Genomic DNA, 14,882 nt, shown 5'->3' with positions numbered 1-14,882 from the left:
TTGCCGGCATGCGCGCCGGCCCGATAAGGCGGAGCAGCCGCCGCACTGAACTGGAGATACTGCGTGGACCTGGACGATATTCTGCCGGTGGAGAACTTCTCGGACCTGACGATCCAGACGCTGGCCGACCGGCTACAGCGCAGCAGCGGCGCCGAACAATGCATCTACCGCGAGAGCGAGCTGGACGAACTCTGGCGGCTGATCGACATTGCCCTCAAGGCCGGCGGCGACACGCATTATGATTTCGAGCAGCTTCATCATCTGCGCGATCTGGTCCACCGCGCCCATGATCTGGTCGGCATGGAAGACCGCCCCCGGGAGGCGGCGGAAGTGCTGCGGGAAGCGTTGCTGCGGTAGAACGCCGCACCCTTAGGCCGGGAACGGCCGACTGGCCTTGCGGGTTCTTTGGCCATGAACAGCGCCAAACTCATTCTGATGATTCCCGCCTTCTCGCTCGCTGCCTGCGGCGGTGCGCCGACGGGAGAAAATCAGACCATCGATCCATCCAACGCAGCCAGTCCGGGAGCGATCAACCCGACAGGTCCAACCGAGCCTCCGGCCGCCGACGAAGCGGGTGGGACCAGCAATCGCGCCGCCGCGCCCGATTTCACCCCCCCGGTGCTGACACCGGAAGCGGAACGCACCGTGAAAGGTGCGCGCAATGTGCTGATCTCCTTCGCGCGGGCGATCGAGCAGCGGGCTTTCGATCAGGCCTGGGCGTTGCTCGCGCCGGCAGACAAGGAAAAGTGGAGTAAGAGCGCGTTCGCGGCACTCTTTGCCGACCTCTCCAATATCATGGTCGCAATGCCGGACGGCACGATGGAGGGGGCGGCGGGCTCCAGCTACTACACGGCCCCCGTCACGATCACCGGCAAGGATCGCGATGGGCGACCAGTGCGCATGGAAGGCGAAGCCGTGCTGCGGCGGGTCAATGATGTGGATGGCGCGACGCCCGCGCAATTGCGCTGGCATTTCCAAAGCCTGGCGCTCGACTGGACGCACTGAGGTAGGCGGGCAGCGCCAACCGTCGCCCACCGCCCTCACTTCCAGTAAACGAACCCCATCGCATTGCCCGTCCCGGCCTCGCTGCGATAGCAGGGCACATAATCGAGCACATGGCCCTCCAGCCCAAGCTGCGCCATCGCGCCGGCCACCGGCACCCAGTTCTTCATCTCGGACGTGCCATCGCGGAACGTCTCTTCGCCCATGTTGAAGACCGGATCAAAATTCTTGCTTTCCAGTGCGTTGAGAAACGTCTTGTCCACTGTTTCGTCAATGACGAAATGAGTCAGCCCGCCACTGGCGATCAGCGCGACGCGCTTGTCGCTGTCCCAGCCGCGGATCGCTTCCAGCAGGGACTGGCCGAACTTGTAGCAGCGCCGCACGCTCGGCTGGTTGGGTGGGAAGAAGGTGTTCACCGTCACCATCACGCTCGGGCAGGGTCGGTCGCGCATGATGCGGCGATAGACGAACCCCCAGGCGTGGGGCGCCTCCGGTCGCGGCATCGCAGACATCGCCGCGACGTCGAACTCGTCTGCCATTGCCTGATCGATGATCTTGAGCGCCAGGTCCGGGCAGCCGGGATAATCCGCGCCGCCAGCCGGAATATAGCCCTTGAGCGATGGCGCAATGCCCGGCGGCAACTCGCTCAGCCGCTCCGGCGTGAACTCGTAATTGGTGATCGTGTCGCCATAATGCACCGCGAAGGCGGGGTTGAGCGTCTTGCGAAAGATCTCGTCCTGATCGTTGCCGACGATCACGGCCACGTCCACCCGTGCCTCCTCGAACAGGTCGGCCAACTTCTCGATATTCTGCTGGCAGCGCGCCTGCCGCTCGTCCCACACGGATTGGACGGTCTGCTCGCCCAGCCGCTCCCCGGCCCGTGCTTCCACTAGCTCATCGAAGGTCCAGGTACCGCCCTTCCACGCGTGCTTGTTGGCCTTGTCGGCGGGCACGCGCAGGCCCCAGCTCTCGGTTTCGGTGACCAGCATTGGGCCATGGCTCGTGCCGATACCAAGGACGATTTCTGCCATGTCTCTGCTCTCCTGCCGATGCTCTTTTGTGGTCGTTGCACGGACGGGCAACGTGGGGTGTTGATGTCCGCTTCATTATCGGATACCTGTTTGTATAACAATCCTGCATCGCGGGTCAATCGCGGGCAGAAGGGGCTGCGGCGCGCAATGAGCCGACGGAAGCCCCGAAGATGAACGCAATGGAGGAAGGATGACGAACATGGCGAGCCAGGCAAACGCGGACGTTGCGACGTTGGATATTGCGGGCCGTTACCCGGTCGTCGAATCCAGTGCGGATGCGATTGCGCGCATTCGGGCGCTGCTCCCGCAGATCGCGGCGGCGGATGCCGAGTCGGAGAGCGCCCGACGCCTCTCCCCGCATGTGGTCGATGCCATCCGCCAGACGGGCCTGTTCGGCATCGTCATGCCGCGCAACCTTGGCGGATCGGAGCTGGGCTTTGCCGATCTGGTGCGCGTCACGGCGGAGATCGGCACGATGTCCGGTTCGGCGGCGTGGATTTTCGGCGTACTGGCCGGGCATAGCTGGCTCATCAACCTCTTCCCCGAGCAGGCGCAGCGCGAGGTGATGGACGATCCCACCACGCTCATCGGCACCGTCTTCCGCCTCGGTGGCGAGGTCGTGGAGGAAAATGGCGGCTACCGGCTGACCGGTGGCGCCGGGCGCTTCTGCTCCGGCATCGATTATGCGAGCTGGGTGATCATCGGCAACGCCGTCAAGAAGGCCGATGGCCGCATGGAGCCGCGCTTCTTCGTCCTGCCCAAGTCCGAGATCGAAATCGTCGACGACTGGTTCACCATGGGTATGCGCGCGACGGGCAGCCGCTCGATCAAGATCGACAGCGCCTTCATCCCCGCCCATCGCAGTTGCAGCCTGGCCGACATGCTGGCCGGTTCCACCCCAGGTGCGCGCGTGCATGAGGGTGCGGTCTACCGCATGCCCTTCTCCAACATCGCCCCCTTCTCCATCGTCGGCGCGCCACTCGGCATGGCGCGGGGCATGGTGCAGCGCTTTGCGGCGGATATCGGCAAGCGGCTGGACGGCGCCGATCCGTTGGAAGTCGCCGAGCAATCCGCCACCTTCGCCCGCATCGCGGAGATTGGCGCCGAGGTCGACGCTGCCCTGGCGCTGATCCTGGAGGATGCCCGCATGGTGGATGAGGCCCGCGACCCCGCGGAAATCACGCCCCTTCTGGGCGCGCAAATCTCGCGCAACTGGGCGTGGGGCGTGCAGCGCGCGCGCTATGCCGCGAACCGGATCTTCGAGGCATCAGGCGGCAGCGCCATCTATGATGGCAGCGCCATGCAGCGCCTGTTTCGCGACATGAACTCCGGCGCGCAGCACTTCGCCTTCACCTGGGACCGGGCGATGACCGGCTATGGCCGCGCCGCCGCCGGACTCAAGGCCGGGGCTTTCGCCATTCCCAAGGGGAAGTGAGTCACGAGGGGCTGACCGATATCAGGGGAGGACGCGGCATGAGGGGCGTGATCGAAAAATACGGTGTCGTCTTCTGCCGCTATTATCTCGGCGGCTTCAACCTCGTTTCCGGCCTCAACTACTTCATCCTCTTCTGGCCCCAGCCCAAGATGGGCGCGGCGGCCGGCAATGAGTTCGTGCTCGCCGCCACCGATCTCAACCTGTTCACCTATGCCAAGATCATCGAGCTGACCGCCGGCGCCTGCCTGCTGCTCAATCGCTTCGTGCCGCTTGCGCTGACGCTTCTGATGCCGGTGACGCTGATGATCTTCCTCACCAATGTGCCGTGGGTGCCCCTGCCCCACATCCAGCTCTCGGTGACGCGCAATCTGGTCATGCACCTCATCTTGCTCGCGGCTTATGCCAACTACTTCCTGCCGCTGCTCAAGGCGAAGACCGCGCCGCAGCCGATTTGGAAGCGGCCCTCCCGGCTGATGCGGGCACTTTAAGCAGGGATCGACAGGCGAATGGCGAACTTCAGCTTCAAACTCGACGGCCAAGTCGACATGATGAGCCTCAATCCACTCGAAATGACAAATTTTGAGATGGTCGGCGCGCTCTTCGGCATTATGGGCATATTGATCACCCTGTTCCTCAGCCGAAAGGCCGCCGCACGGCAACGCCCCCATGAGTTCATTCCGCAAGAAACAGACGAAGACGCCATCGGCTAGCCGGCCACTGCGCGAGCGGACAGACCTGGCTTGAAGCGGTTTCTGTCCCTGAAGAGTCGCGGCGCGATCCTCATCGCGTCGACCGCCATGTTCATGGTCCAGCTCGATGCGTCCGTGCTGGCGGTGGCGATCCCGCAGATTTCAACCGACTTTGGCCTGCCCGCCATCGAGCTCAGCCTCGCCATCACCATCTACCTCACCATGCAGATCGCGCTGCTGCCGATCAGCGGATGGGCGGCCGAGCGCTTTGGCCCGAAGACCGTGTTCATGATCGCGACGGCAGGCTTTGCCTTCTTCTCGATCTGCTGTGCCGCCGCGCCCTCCTTCTGGCCGTTCATTGCCGCGCGCGCCCTCCAAGGAGCCACGGCCTCGCTGATGACCCCGGTGGCCCGGCTGCTGCTGTTACGGCAGACCAGCAAGGAGGAACTGGTCGATGCGATGGCGATCGTGGCGATGCCCATGCTCATCGCGCCGACGCTCGGTCCCTCGATTGGCGGATTCATCGTGCAATATGCGCGTTGGGAGTTCATTTTCCTGCTGAACATCCCCGTCACCGTTGCTCTGCTGCTCGCGGCATGGCGCACCATCCCGGCCAGCGCGCCCGATGCCTCTAGACGACTGGACATGGTCGGCGCCGCGCTGCTGGGCGGATCGCTCGTTTGCCTGCTCACCGGCTTCGACCGGCTGGCCAGCGGCGTCGGTCGCCCATTGCCTTGGATGTTGCTCGCGGTCGGCACGGTCCTGTGCCTTGCCGGACTGAAGCATATTCGCACCCATCCGGACCCGGTGCTGAAGCTCGATGCCCTCAAGGACCCAAGCTTCCGGACGACGGTGATCGGCGCGGGCGCCATCGTCCGCATCCCGGCGCGCGCGATGCTCTTCGGCCTGCCGCTCATGTTCCAGATGGCCTATGGCTTTACGCCCATTCTGGCCGGCGTCATGCTCATGGCGCTCAATGGCGGCGACCTGTTGGCCAAGCTGTTCATTCGCCCGCTGTTCGACCGCTTCGGCTTCTCGGGACCGGTGATGCTTTCGAGCTTCGCAGGGCTGGCCGCGATCGCCGTCGTCGCCCTGGCCGATCAAGGCCCTTGGCTGGCTGCCCTGATCTTCGTGGCGCTGCTCGTCGCCGGGCTGGCCCGCTCCGTGCTGTTTACCGGCATGACCTCGCTCACCTATGTCAGTCTGGACAAGGACACGATGACGCAGGGCAATGTGCTCGCCAGCATTTCCATGCAATTGTTCGCGGCGCTGGCGGTCTCGCTCACGGCGCTGCTGCTCGGCCTCCTGACACAATTTGCCGGCCATGCCGAGCCGGGGCTGATGGAGTATCGCGGCGCCATGCTGGCCGTCGCGCTGATCGGGTTCGTCGCGACCCTCCTCATGCGCCGGCGCATCCCCCGCCATTTGAGCCAGCTGGCCGTGCGCGACGAGGACTGATGCCCCGACTAGAATCGCCTAACATTTTACGCTAACGATATCGGCCAACCCCCCGGCGATGACAGCCTGTGAGGATATGCCGTGCTCCTGATCGATGCCCATTGCCACGTCTCGCCCCGCTGGTTCGAGCCGGTCGAAACCCTGCTCTTCCAGATGAACCGCCACAATGTCGCGCAGGCGGTGCTGACGCAGATCCTGGGGCAATTCGACAATCGCTATCAGCGCGATTGCGTTGCGCGCTATCCGGATCGCTTCGTCAGCGTCGGCGCCATCGATCCGGCGGCGCCCGATGCGGTGAACCAACTCGGAGCGCTAGCTGATGACGGCATGGCTGGCGTTCGCTTACGGCCCGATGCCCGCACCCCGGGTGACGACCCACTTGCCATCTGGCGGGCTGCGGAGCGGCACGGCCTTGTCATCAGTTGCGGCGGGCCGAGCGCCCAGTTTGCATCCGCCGCGTTCGCCGATCTCGTCGGCAGCGTCCCGACCATGCCGATCGTGCTGGAGCATCTGGCGGGATGGGTCAGACCCGACTGCGACCGTAAGCCCGAAACCTGGGCGGCACTGCTCGCGCTCGCGCGCTTCCCCAATATCACGGTCAAGATCCCCGCCCTGGGGCAGCTCATTGCGCGCCCCGTCGGCCAGCCTCTGCCTGCATCCGGACCGGTGCTCGACCCGGCGGGCAGCGCACCGCTGATCGAGCTGCTGGACGCCTTCGGGCCAGACCGGCTGATGTGGGGCAGCGACTTCCCCGTCGTCTCCTCACGCGAGGGCTATGCCAATGCGCTCGACTGGACGCGCGATGTGTTCGAGCAGCACCGCCCCGCCAGCGTCGCGGCAATCTTCGGTGGCAATGCCGGCAGAATATTCTTCCAGCGCAAGGCTTGAAGACTGGAATAGATTGTTATACAAAACGATATATTCTATTGCTGGAGCACATCCCATGGCAGAGGCTGCCAAATCCACGATCATCTGCATTTCCGCGAACGGAAAGACGAGCTCCGCCAGCCAAAGCGCCGCAAACCGGATGCTGATCGCCACCGCGGACGGCGTGGTGGATTTTCGCCGGGACAATCTTGATGCGCCTTGGACCCGGCAGCCCGATATGCTGCTCCCCGGCCATCATGTCAGCGCGCTCGTCTATGACGAGGTGACGGACATGCTGTTCGCCGGCCTGCATTATGAGGGCGGCCTGATGGTCAGTTCTGACCATGGCAAGAGCTGGGAAGCGCGCAACAACGGCCTGCAATCCGGCCATGTCTACAGCCTGCTCGTGCAGCACGACGGCGACCGGACGATCCTCAATGTCGGGACCGAACCCGTGATGTTCTACCGCAGCTTCGATCTGGGGCAGAGCTGGACCGCTTATCCCGGCTGCACGCAGGTCGAGGGCACCGAGCACTGGTTCTTCCCTCGCTCCCAGCCCCATGTGAAGCATATCGCAGCCCATCCGTCCGAGCCGGACACGATCTACATCTGCGTGGAGCAGGGCGACCTGCTGCGCACCGAAGATGGCGGGGAAAGCTGGACGTCGCTCAACTCCATGGAGCGCCCGGACGACAAGTTCCGCCGCGACCAGCACCGGGTGACCTTCTATCGCGACAACGCTGCCGAGATTTTCCTCACCACCGGCATCGGCCTGTATCATACGGCGGACCGTGGCGAGACCTGGGAGCGCCTGACCGACACCAGCCACCCCTGCGCCTATCCGGACCCGCTGTTCGTGCATCCCCGCAAGGAGCTTATGTTCATGGTCGGCGCCGGCATGAACCCCAATCCCAATTGGGGCGCGGAAGGCACGGCCTATCCCAAGTTCATGATCAGCACGGACCATGGCAAGACCTGGCAGACCAGCATGATAGGCATGGCCGATCCGATCGCCGGCAATCTGGAAGTCGCGGCGATGCACGATTCTGCCGAGGGCGGGGTGGAACTCTTCGCCGGCTCCGCCTGCGGGGAGCTGTACGCAAGCCGCGACGAGGCGCAGAGCTGGCAGCGCATTGCCGACGGGCTTCCGGCGATGTCCAAGGGGCCGCACTTCCGCCACTTCCTGCCGCCTGACGAACGCGCGGCTTATGAAGAAAAGCTGCGCGCGCTCAACGCGTTCGCCTGAGCAAGAACGGTCGATCGTCAGCGGGCGACAGACCCGCTGGCGGCTTTCAAGGGGGGAATGGTCTTGGACAGGCTTCAATCGTCGGCTTTGCGCATTGGCAAATGCGCTCGGATGCGGCGGCCTGATCAGGATGCGGCGCACGGCGCCGGCCCCTCGTCTCACTGACGGGTGCAATTTCGCTCATGATCGACTGCCACGCCCATCTTGTCTCCGATGACAAGACTACCTACCCGCCGGCACCGCCGGGCGGTCTGCTCCCCCCGATGGCGTTCGACAACCTCATGACGGCCGAGACGCTCCTCCAAGAGATGGACAAGGCCAGCGTCGAGCGGGCCGTGCTCGTGCAGCGCGGATCGATCTACGGGTTCGACAGTCGCTATGTCTGCGATAGCGCCGCACGCTATCCGCAACGCTTCGCCGCCGTCTGCTCTATCGACGCCACGCAGGCCGATTGTGGGGAGGCCGTGCGATATTGGATCGGCGAGCATGGCGCCGTCGGCATTCGGCTGATGGAACTCATCAAGGGCTCGGACATCGGTTGGCTGGATTCCTCGGTCGCGCGCGACGCCTGGGAGGCGGCTGCTGCGCTCGACGTGCCGGTCTGCGTCCATTTCTTCCCGTGGAACCGCGACATCGGGCTGGCGCATCTGGAGCGGATATTGCGCGAGGTGCCTGGCCTGACAGTCGTCATCGACCATCTCAGTTCCATTCAGAGCGATGCCGGCGGCCCGGACCATGGCATCGATGATCGCCTGCGCTCGATCGCGCAATTCGACAATGTCGTCGTCAAGTTCACGACCATTCCGCTGGGACGGCTGGACAAGGCGGGGATCGACCCCTGCCCCGTCATCGAGCGCGTGTGCGATCTGTTCGGCGCGGAGCGGATGATCTGGGGATCGGACATCACCCAATCGCCCGGCAGCTATGATTATATGGCCGCGCTCGGTCGCGCAGCCGTGCGCAATCTCACGGCTGCGCAGCAGGAGATGATCCTGGGCGGAACGGCGATGCGCGTTTACGGCAAGAGCTGGGGCAAGGCCTGAGCGCAACGGGCCTTCGAGACGAGAATTGGAGGGGAATGATGGAATCCGTGTCTCGTGCTGCCGTGAAGATCGATATCGAACGATCTGAAATCAGGGAATTTCCGTTGCCACCTCTTGGCGAGAATGATGGCTTGCTGAAAGTCGAGGCCTCGGGCGTGGGTGGCAGTGACCCCGAAATGTACCGGCGGGAGAACACGGCGCCGTGCATCATGGGGCATGAGAATGTCGGCACCGTCGCCCGCATCGGCGGCGCTGCGGCACAGCGCTGGGGCCTACGCGCCGGCGACCGCATCGCCCTGCACGAGTATCTCCCCTGCTGGCATTGCCACTGGTGTCGCCAGGGCGATTTCCGCCTGTGCATGGAGGCCGACTTCTTCAACGTGAAGGATCGGTTCAACACCCTGCGCTACGGCACCTGCAATGCGGACATTCCGCCGCATCTATGGGGTGGTTTCTCGGAATTTATGTACCTCGCGCCCAATGCCGTCATCCACAAGATCCCGGCGGACATGGATGCCCGGCTGGCGACATTGGCCGTGCCGCTCGGCAATGGCGTGCAATGGGCGGTGCTGGATGGCGGCGCGGGACTGGGCAAGACCGTGCTGGTCTTTGGCCCCGGCCAGCAGGGCCTGAGCTGCGCGCTCGCCGCCAAGCAGGCGGGTGCGCTCACCGTCATCATCGCCGGCATGACGCGCGACCGTGCGCGGCTGGACCTCTCGCTCAGCCTCGGCGCCGACATTGCCGTGGACGTGCAGCAGGAGGATCTTGCAGCGGTGGTCATGCGGGTGACCGGCGGCATGGGCGTGGATGTGGTGGTGGATACCACCGGCGATCCCGATGGCAAGATCGCCGAGCAGGGGGTGGCGCTGTCGGCCAAAGGTGCTTGGCTCAGCCTCAATGGCCTCAGCGCTTCGGTGCCGCTGGGCGAGATCAAGAAGCGCTATCTCACCATCCGTGCGCCACGGGGCCATAGCTATCGCGCGGTGCAGATGGCGCTCGACATTCTCGCCGGCAGGAAATGGCCGGCCGAAAAACTGTGCAGCCATGATTTTCCGTTGGAGCAGGTGCATGAGGCGATCCTCGCCACCGCCGGGCGCGGCATCGAGGGCGCCATTCACGTCACCGTTTCCCCGCACAAGCGTTGACGGCCCCTGCCTATTGCCTCGCCTGCCAAAATCCTCTTCCATGGCGCACCGCCATCAGCCGCAAGGAGCACCTATTTGGCCACGCAGATCGACATGGGGGATTCCCTGCCCAATGTGGTGGCGGATGAACTGCGGGCGCTGATCGTACGGGGCACGCTGCTGCCGGGCGAGCACCTCGGGCAGACCCAGCTTGCCGACCGGTTCGGGCGTAGCAAGGTGCCCATTCGCGAGGCCCTCAAGCTGCTGGCGGCAGAAGGCTTCCTGCGTCACGATCATAACCGGGGTTACTTCGTGGCGCCTTTGGAGCTGGAGGAAGCGCGCCAGCTCTACAAGCTGCGCCGCTGGCTGGAAGCGGAGCTGCTCGCCACGGCGGTATGGCCGACCGACGCGCAGATCGCCGAATTTCGGCGCCAGTTCGATGCGCTGGATGCGATGGATCAGGTCAGCGATTTCACCAATTGGGCGCTGGCGCTGGAAAATCTGCGCCTCGCGCTCTTCGCGCTATCGCCCGAGCGCATCCTGCTGCGCGAAGCCACCCGCCTTTGGCGCCTGACCGACCGCTATCGCTCGCTCATGCCCCGCACGATGGGCGAAAGCCCGGAACGCAAGCTGATCGACGCGCTGGCCGCGCGAGATCGCGACGCGCTGCTGGCCGATTATATGCAGGCGCGCAGCAAGATCGAGGATGCGCTGGAACAGGTTTTCCAGCACGGCCGCTAGGGCCTGCGCCACCATCGCCCAGCTGGCTTTCTCAGCCCTGCACGCGTGTCTGAAGGCTGTGATATTTGAACTGCTTGCGGGCCTCATCGAGGCGCATCCCGGTGCGGCAGGCGGCGCGGATGCTTTCCTCGGCAGCGTGGATTTCCTCGGCGGCGGCGAGGACGGCCTCTTCATGCGCCTGCGGGATGACGATCACGCCATCGGGATCGCCGCGCAATATGTCGCCGGGCGCGACGCGCGCGCCGCCGATGTTGACCGGGCAATTGGTGACTTCCACCTGCACCCGGTCCTTGCCGGTGCGCATCCAGTGCCCCTTGCTGAACACCGGGTAACCCAGCGCGCGGCAGAGCGAGACATCGCGGCTGATCCCGTCGATGACGGTGCCGGCAAGGCCGCGACGGTGGGCGATCTCGGTGAGGATATCGCCCCAGATAGTGGCATCGTCGCGACCGCCATTGTCGATGACCACGACATGGCCGGGGGGTACATCGTCGATGTAATCCCCCACCGTGCCCGGCGGATTGGAGGCCGGGCCGCACAGCATGGTGTAGGCGCGCCCAGCCATGCGGAAATCGGGGTCACGCCCGGCGATCTTGTAGCATTGGCCAACGATGCCGAGCCGGTCGAGCGCGTCGCTCAGCGTTGCGGTGTCGAGCGCGGCGGCGCGGGTGACGTTGCTGTCGTCGGTCATTGATGGTCGCCCTTGAGCATATATTCGTAGTTTGCGCCGAGCACGGCGCTGGCGCTCTCGCCGGTAGCGAGGCGGCGAGTCATCTCACCCTCGCGGCGGACGATATCTTCGGCCGCATCGAGCACGCGGGCGACGTCGGCCGGCGCGATGAACACGGCGGCGCTGGAATCGCAGATCACGTAGAAGCCGGGTTCGACGGTGAAGTCACCCACCGTGACGGGAACGTCGGTCGCGTCCTCATAGACCCGGTTTCGCGCCGTCCTCGCGGTGTAGCCCCGACAGAAGACCGGAAAGCCGATCTCGCGCGCCTCATCCACATCGCGGGCCAGACCCTCGCAGATCACCCCGGCCACGCCCTTGTGTTGCGCCCCGCGCGACAAAATGCCGCCCCAGCAGCCGGCATCGATCCCCGTGCGCTGCTCGACAACGATCACATCGTCCGGGCCGCTGGCATCGATGGCGGCAGCGCCCAGATGCACGGGCGGGCGACCAGCAGGCGCATTGCCGGCCTTGAGCTTTACGGTGTGGACGCGCCCGGCGATGCGGCGGCCCGGCGACGCCGAGCGCAGCCCGGTCACGCAGCCGGCGAGGCCCAGCTTGTCCAGCGTGTCCGACACCGCGCACGCATCCAGCTGGCGCAGCCGCGCGACATGAGGATCGTGCTCGCTCATGCTGCCGGCAGGTCCAGCTTGAAGAGGCGCGCGGCATTGCCGAACATGATCTGGTCCTTCTCCGCCTGGTTCAGCCAGTCGAAGCCGGTGATGAACGGGGCGATGTCGTCCAGCGTCTTGCCGGTCGCGGGGTCGACAGCCGAACCGACGCCGGGGCATTCCGCGCCGAACAGGCAATTGTCGGCGCCAACGGTCTTGATCAGCAGCCGCAGCGCTTCCTCCGAATAGAGCACGGTATCGTAATAGATGTGCCGCATCTTATCGAGGAACTCCTCGCCCTTGCGCAGGCCGGACGCGCGGAAACGGCCGACATGATAGGGGATCGCGCCGCCGCCGTGGCTGCAGACGATCTTGAGGCTAGGAAAGTCCTTGAACACATCGCTTTCCAGCAGGCCATAGACGGCCATCGTCTCTTCCAGCAGGAAGTTGAGCGTATAGGGCGCGCGGCGGCTGCGCGATCCGGCGGAGTGGATGTGCGCCGGCACGTCCAGCTCGCACAGCTTCTCGTACAGCGGGTACCAATAACGGTCGCCCATCGCCGGCGGCTCGGTGCCGCTATTCTCGTAGGGATCAGGATTGAGCAGGCAGCCCTTGAAGCCCAGCGTTTTCACACAGCGCTCAAGCTCGGGCAGGACATTCTCGATTGGCTCGCCAGCCACTTGCGGCAGGCCGCAGATCGGCGCGAAGCGATGGGGCAGAAGCTGGCATTGCCGCGCGATGATGTTGTTGGTGGCTTCGGTAAACCAGTGGACCAGAAAACCCGGCTTTTCCGAATGCATCATCTGGAACGGGCGCGGGCTGAGCAGCTGGTAGTTGGTGCCGACCCGGTCGAGCATGTCGAGATGACCGCAGGGCGCCATCTCCTTCTTGTTGGTGTAGGCGAGAATTTCCTCATCCGTGAGGTCCGGGAACTTCTTGCCGTGCTCGCCGCGATGCGAGAGCAGCATCGACTTGTAGATCCACAGTTCCGCCGGCGCACTCACATGGCCATGACAATCGACAATCATCGCAAAATCCCCACCCGCAGCTGGTTATCAGATCATAGGTATACATTTTTGTATACCTATCCTGAATTTCCGGTCAAGCGGGTGGAGGGTTGTTTGTCGGCCAAAAGCCTCGCGCGACCGTGCAGGGATTCCTAGCGCGTGAAAATGTCTACATTTTTGTGAGACACCAGGCTAGGGATGCCCGGAACAACCATAATCTCAAGGCCGCTGGCTCTCCGGCCAACCAGGAATGCCCATGATGCAGGAAACAGTGAAATCCGAACGCGGAGTTCCCGCCAAGATCGCCAATGAGCTGCGTCTGCTCATCGCCCGTGGCACATTGGCGCCCGGGATGCGGCTGGGGCAGACCGAACTGGCCGAGCAATTCAATGCCAGCCGCGTGCCCGTGCGCGAGGCGCTCAAGCTGCTGAGCTCGGAAGGCATCATCGAGCACGACCCCAACCGCGGCTTCTTCGTCACCCGGCTCTCCCGCGATGAGGCCGAGCAACTGTTCGCCCTGCGCCATCTGGTCGAGGACGAATTGCTCAAATCCGTCGACTGGCCGGACGCCGAAGAGCTTGCCGAGCTCGAACGTCGCGAACAGCGCCTCGAAGAGCTGCTCGACGAAGGCGACCGCACGAGCTGGTGGAACGAGCATCGTGAATTCCACACGATGATCTTCAATCTCTCCCCCAAGAAGACCATCGTGCGCGAGGCCATCCGCCTGTGGGCATTGACCGATCGCTACCGCGCCCTCCTGCCGCTGCCGCGCCGGAACAGCGAAGAGCGCAAGGTGGTGGACAAGCGCGAGCTGCTGAACGCCATCCGCCAGCAGGACAGCAAGAAACTGCTCGCCGCCCGCCGCACCCGCCGCGAATCCTTCGAGCGGATGCTGCTGGAAACGCTGGAAGCACGCGGGCTCTAACGCCAGCCACCTGCCACGCTCAGCTCTAGCGGGCGATCCTTACGCGTCGCGGGCGCAGCGAAACCCGATATGCGATGTGGAGGTATCCACCGTCTGCGGATAGCGCGCGGCGGGGCGATAGCGCTGGCAGTAATTGGGCGCGCACAGATGCGATCCGCCCTTGAGCACGCGGCGGGGAAAGCCGCTATAGGGATCACGGCTGGCATCCTCGCTGGCGCCCCGCGGATTATGCGGCGCGCAACAGGGCTTGGTCGGCGCGTCATGCCGATCGACATACCAGTCGCTTGTCCACTCCCACACATTGCCAATCATGTCCCAGAGGCCATAGCCATTGGCTGCATAGCTGCGCACCGGCGAGGTGCGCAGATAGCCGTCCGAAAGATCATTCTGATGCGGGAAATCGCCCTGCCAGGTGTTGGCCAGCATGGCACCGCCGGGGTGCAGTTCGTCGCCCCAGGCGAAGGCCTTGCGATCCAGCCCGCCCCGCGCGGCGAATTCCCATTCCGCTTCCGTCGGCAGCCGCTTGCCTGCCCAGGCTGCATAGGCCTCCGCATCGGCACAGGCGATGTGGACAACGGGATGATCCGCGAGCCCGTCGATGGAACTCTCCGGCCCCCAGGGATGACGCCAGTTTGTCCCGAACGAGAATGTCCACCACCCCATTGGATCGTGCAGCGGCACGGGGGCCGGCGGCGGCGTAAACAGGGACGAGCCGGCCTTCAGCATCGCCGGATCGGCACCGGGATAGTCGGCAGCGTCGGGCACCGTTTCGGCCACAGTCACATGGCCCGTCGCTTCCACAAACCGCGCGAACTGCGCATTGGTGACCGGCGTTTCATCGATCCAGAAAGCATCGACCGAGACCGGATGCGCGGGGCCCTCATCGGGATAATGGTCGTCCGACCCCATCCAGAACTGCCCGCCCGCCACACGGATCATGCCGTCTTTAATCTCTGGCGCACTCATCATGCCA

17 protein-coding genes are annotated in these 14,882 nt (G+C 64.5%); 12 read left to right on the top strand and 5 right to left on the bottom strand.

Features of this window, described 5'->3' with window-relative positions; all coding sequences use genetic code 11:
* Positions 1 to 63: 63 nt before the first annotated feature.
* The gene (locus M2333_RS02990) at positions 64 to 357 is read left to right on the top strand and encodes a hypothetical protein (protein ID WP_264610808.1); all 294 of its coding nucleotides are present in this window, start codon (positions 64 to 66) and stop codon (positions 355 to 357) included.
* Between the two features lie 54 nt (positions 358 to 411).
* Complete coding sequence (locus M2333_RS02985; protein ID WP_264610807.1) at positions 412 to 1,005, top strand: hypothetical protein; 594 nt, start codon at positions 412 to 414, stop codon at positions 1,003 to 1,005.
* A gap of 35 nt (positions 1,006 to 1,040) precedes the next feature.
* Here the strand turns inward: M2333_RS02985 and M2333_RS02980 are convergent, their stop codons facing one another.
* Positions 1,041 to 2,033 (bottom strand): protocatechuate 3,4-dioxygenase, encoded by a 993-nt coding sequence (locus tag M2333_RS02980; RefSeq protein ID WP_264610806.1) that lies wholly within the window; start codon positions 2,031 to 2,033, stop codon positions 1,041 to 1,043.
* A 199-nt stretch (positions 2,034 to 2,232) separates the two neighbouring features.
* Between M2333_RS02980 and M2333_RS02975 the strand changes: the two genes are divergently transcribed.
* The 9 genes from M2333_RS02975 (at position 2,233) to M2333_RS02935 (ending at position 10,636) form a co-directional block, all read left to right on the top strand.
* A complete protein-coding gene (locus M2333_RS02975) occupies positions 2,233 to 3,468 on the top strand; it encodes an acyl-CoA dehydrogenase family protein (RefSeq protein WP_264610805.1) in 1,236 nt (411 codons plus the stop codon).
* 38 nt (positions 3,469 to 3,506) lie between these two features.
* Positions 3,507 to 3,956 carry a hypothetical protein gene (locus M2333_RS02970; RefSeq protein ID WP_264585375.1) on the top strand — a complete coding sequence of 150 codons (450 nt, stop codon included), beginning with the start codon at positions 3,507 to 3,509 and terminating at the stop codon, positions 3,954 to 3,956.
* A gap of 18 nt (positions 3,957 to 3,974) precedes the next feature.
* The gene (locus tag M2333_RS02965) at positions 3,975 to 4,178 is read left to right on the top strand and encodes a hypothetical protein (RefSeq protein ID WP_181560124.1); all 204 of its coding nucleotides are present in this window, start codon (positions 3,975 to 3,977) and stop codon (positions 4,176 to 4,178) included.
* Positions 4,179 to 4,208: 30 nt separating this feature from the next.
* A complete protein-coding gene (locus tag M2333_RS02960) occupies positions 4,209 to 5,615 on the top strand; it encodes an MFS transporter (protein ID WP_264610804.1) in 1,407 nt (468 codons plus the stop codon).
* A gap of 81 nt (positions 5,616 to 5,696) precedes the next feature.
* Entirely contained in the window at positions 5,697 to 6,503 is an 807-nt protein-coding gene (locus M2333_RS02955) for an amidohydrolase family protein (protein WP_264610803.1), read from the top strand.
* 55 nt (positions 6,504 to 6,558) lie between these two features.
* Positions 6,559 to 7,728 (top strand): WD40/YVTN/BNR-like repeat-containing protein, encoded by a 1,170-nt coding sequence (locus M2333_RS02950; protein ID WP_264610802.1) that lies wholly within the window; start codon positions 6,559 to 6,561, stop codon positions 7,726 to 7,728.
* A gap of 182 nt (positions 7,729 to 7,910) precedes the next feature.
* Complete coding sequence (locus tag M2333_RS02945; RefSeq protein WP_264610801.1) at positions 7,911 to 8,771, top strand: amidohydrolase family protein; 861 nt, start codon at positions 7,911 to 7,913, stop codon at positions 8,769 to 8,771.
* Between the two features lie 38 nt (positions 8,772 to 8,809).
* Entirely contained in the window at positions 8,810 to 9,916 is a 1,107-nt protein-coding gene (locus tag M2333_RS02940) for a zinc-dependent alcohol dehydrogenase (RefSeq protein ID WP_264610800.1), read from the top strand.
* A gap of 75 nt (positions 9,917 to 9,991) precedes the next feature.
* Positions 9,992 to 10,636: a GntR family transcriptional regulator gene (locus M2333_RS02935; RefSeq protein WP_264610799.1), complete on the top strand. Its 645-nt coding sequence runs from the start codon at positions 9,992 to 9,994 to the stop codon at positions 10,634 to 10,636.
* A 31-nt stretch (positions 10,637 to 10,667) separates the two neighbouring features.
* Here M2333_RS02935 and M2333_RS02930 read toward each other — a convergent pair whose 3' ends face one another.
* Genes M2333_RS02930 through M2333_RS02920 form a run of 3 tightly spaced genes read right to left on the bottom strand, consistent with a single transcriptional unit; the run spans position 10,668 to position 13,005 of the window.
* Positions 10,668 to 11,327 (bottom strand): RraA family protein, encoded by a 660-nt coding sequence (locus tag M2333_RS02930; RefSeq protein ID WP_264610798.1) that lies wholly within the window; start codon positions 11,325 to 11,327, stop codon positions 10,668 to 10,670.
* Positions 11,324 to 11,998, bottom strand: a complete 675-nt coding sequence (locus M2333_RS02925; protein ID WP_264610797.1) for an RraA family protein — start codon at positions 11,996 to 11,998, stop codon at positions 11,324 to 11,326. Before M2333_RS02925 ends, M2333_RS02930 begins: the two co-directional genes overlap by 4 nt.
* A complete protein-coding gene (locus M2333_RS02920; protein WP_264610796.1) occupies positions 11,995 to 13,005 on the bottom strand; it encodes an amidohydrolase family protein in 1,011 nt (336 codons plus the stop codon). The genes M2333_RS02925 and M2333_RS02920 overlap by 4 nt, the downstream gene beginning before the upstream one ends.
* Before the next feature lie 235 nt (positions 13,006 to 13,240).
* Between M2333_RS02920 and M2333_RS02915 the strand changes: the two genes are divergently transcribed.
* Positions 13,241 to 13,909 (top strand): GntR family transcriptional regulator, encoded by a 669-nt coding sequence (locus M2333_RS02915; protein ID WP_181560131.1) that lies wholly within the window; start codon positions 13,241 to 13,243, stop codon positions 13,907 to 13,909.
* A gap of 39 nt (positions 13,910 to 13,948) precedes the next feature.
* On the opposite strand, the gene M2333_RS02910 is transcribed toward M2333_RS02915, so the two are convergent.
* Complete coding sequence (locus tag M2333_RS02910; RefSeq protein ID WP_264612554.1) at positions 13,949 to 14,848, bottom strand: formylglycine-generating enzyme family protein; 900 nt, start codon at positions 14,846 to 14,848, stop codon at positions 13,949 to 13,951.
* Positions 14,849 to 14,882: the final 34 nt, after the last annotated feature.

Origin of the sequence: Sphingobium sp. B11D3B (assembly GCF_025961735.1) — a bacterium.
GTDB lineage: Bacteria > Pseudomonadota > Alphaproteobacteria > Sphingomonadales > Sphingomonadaceae > Sphingobium.
Note: the sequence above shows the minus strand (reverse complement) of the source record. Positions and strands in the feature narration are given on the sequence as shown.

What these genes read in the sequence shown, in the direction of transcription:
- M2333_RS02975 (WP_264610805.1), top strand. Translation starts at nt 2,233, where the DNA reads ATGGCGAGCCAGGCAAACGCGGACGTTGCGACGTTGGATATTGCGGGC.
- M2333_RS02965 (WP_181560124.1), top strand. Translation starts at nt 3,975, where the DNA reads ATGGCGAACTTCAGCTTCAAACTCGACGGCCAAGTCGACATGATGAGC.
- M2333_RS02920 (WP_264610796.1), bottom strand. Translation starts at nt 13,005, where the DNA reads ATGATTGTCGATTGTCATGGCCATGTGAGTGCGCCGGCGGAACTGTGG.
- M2333_RS02970 (WP_264585375.1), top strand. Translation starts at nt 3,507, where the DNA reads ATGAGGGGCGTGATCGAAAAATACGGTGTCGTCTTCTGCCGCTATTAT.
- M2333_RS02925 (WP_264610797.1), bottom strand. Translation starts at nt 11,998, where the DNA reads ATGAGCGAGCACGATCCTCATGTCGCGCGGCTGCGCCAGCTGGATGCG.
- M2333_RS02910 (WP_264612554.1), bottom strand. Translation starts at nt 14,848, where the DNA reads ATGATCCGTGTGGCGGGCGGGCAGTTCTGGATGGGGTCGGACGACCAT.
- M2333_RS02915 (WP_181560131.1), top strand. Translation starts at nt 13,241, where the DNA reads ATGATGCAGGAAACAGTGAAATCCGAACGCGGAGTTCCCGCCAAGATC.
- M2333_RS02945 (WP_264610801.1), top strand. Translation starts at nt 7,911, where the DNA reads ATGATCGACTGCCACGCCCATCTTGTCTCCGATGACAAGACTACCTAC.
- M2333_RS02930 (WP_264610798.1), bottom strand. Translation starts at nt 11,327, where the DNA reads ATGACCGACGACAGCAACGTCACCCGCGCCGCCGCGCTCGACACCGCA.
- M2333_RS02940 (WP_264610800.1), top strand. Translation starts at nt 8,810, where the DNA reads ATGGAATCCGTGTCTCGTGCTGCCGTGAAGATCGATATCGAACGATCT.
- M2333_RS02950 (WP_264610802.1), top strand. Translation starts at nt 6,559, where the DNA reads ATGGCAGAGGCTGCCAAATCCACGATCATCTGCATTTCCGCGAACGGA.
- M2333_RS02985 (WP_264610807.1), top strand. Translation starts at nt 412, where the DNA reads ATGAACAGCGCCAAACTCATTCTGATGATTCCCGCCTTCTCGCTCGCT.
- M2333_RS02980 (WP_264610806.1), bottom strand. Translation starts at nt 2,033, where the DNA reads ATGGCAGAAATCGTCCTTGGTATCGGCACGAGCCATGGCCCAATGCTG.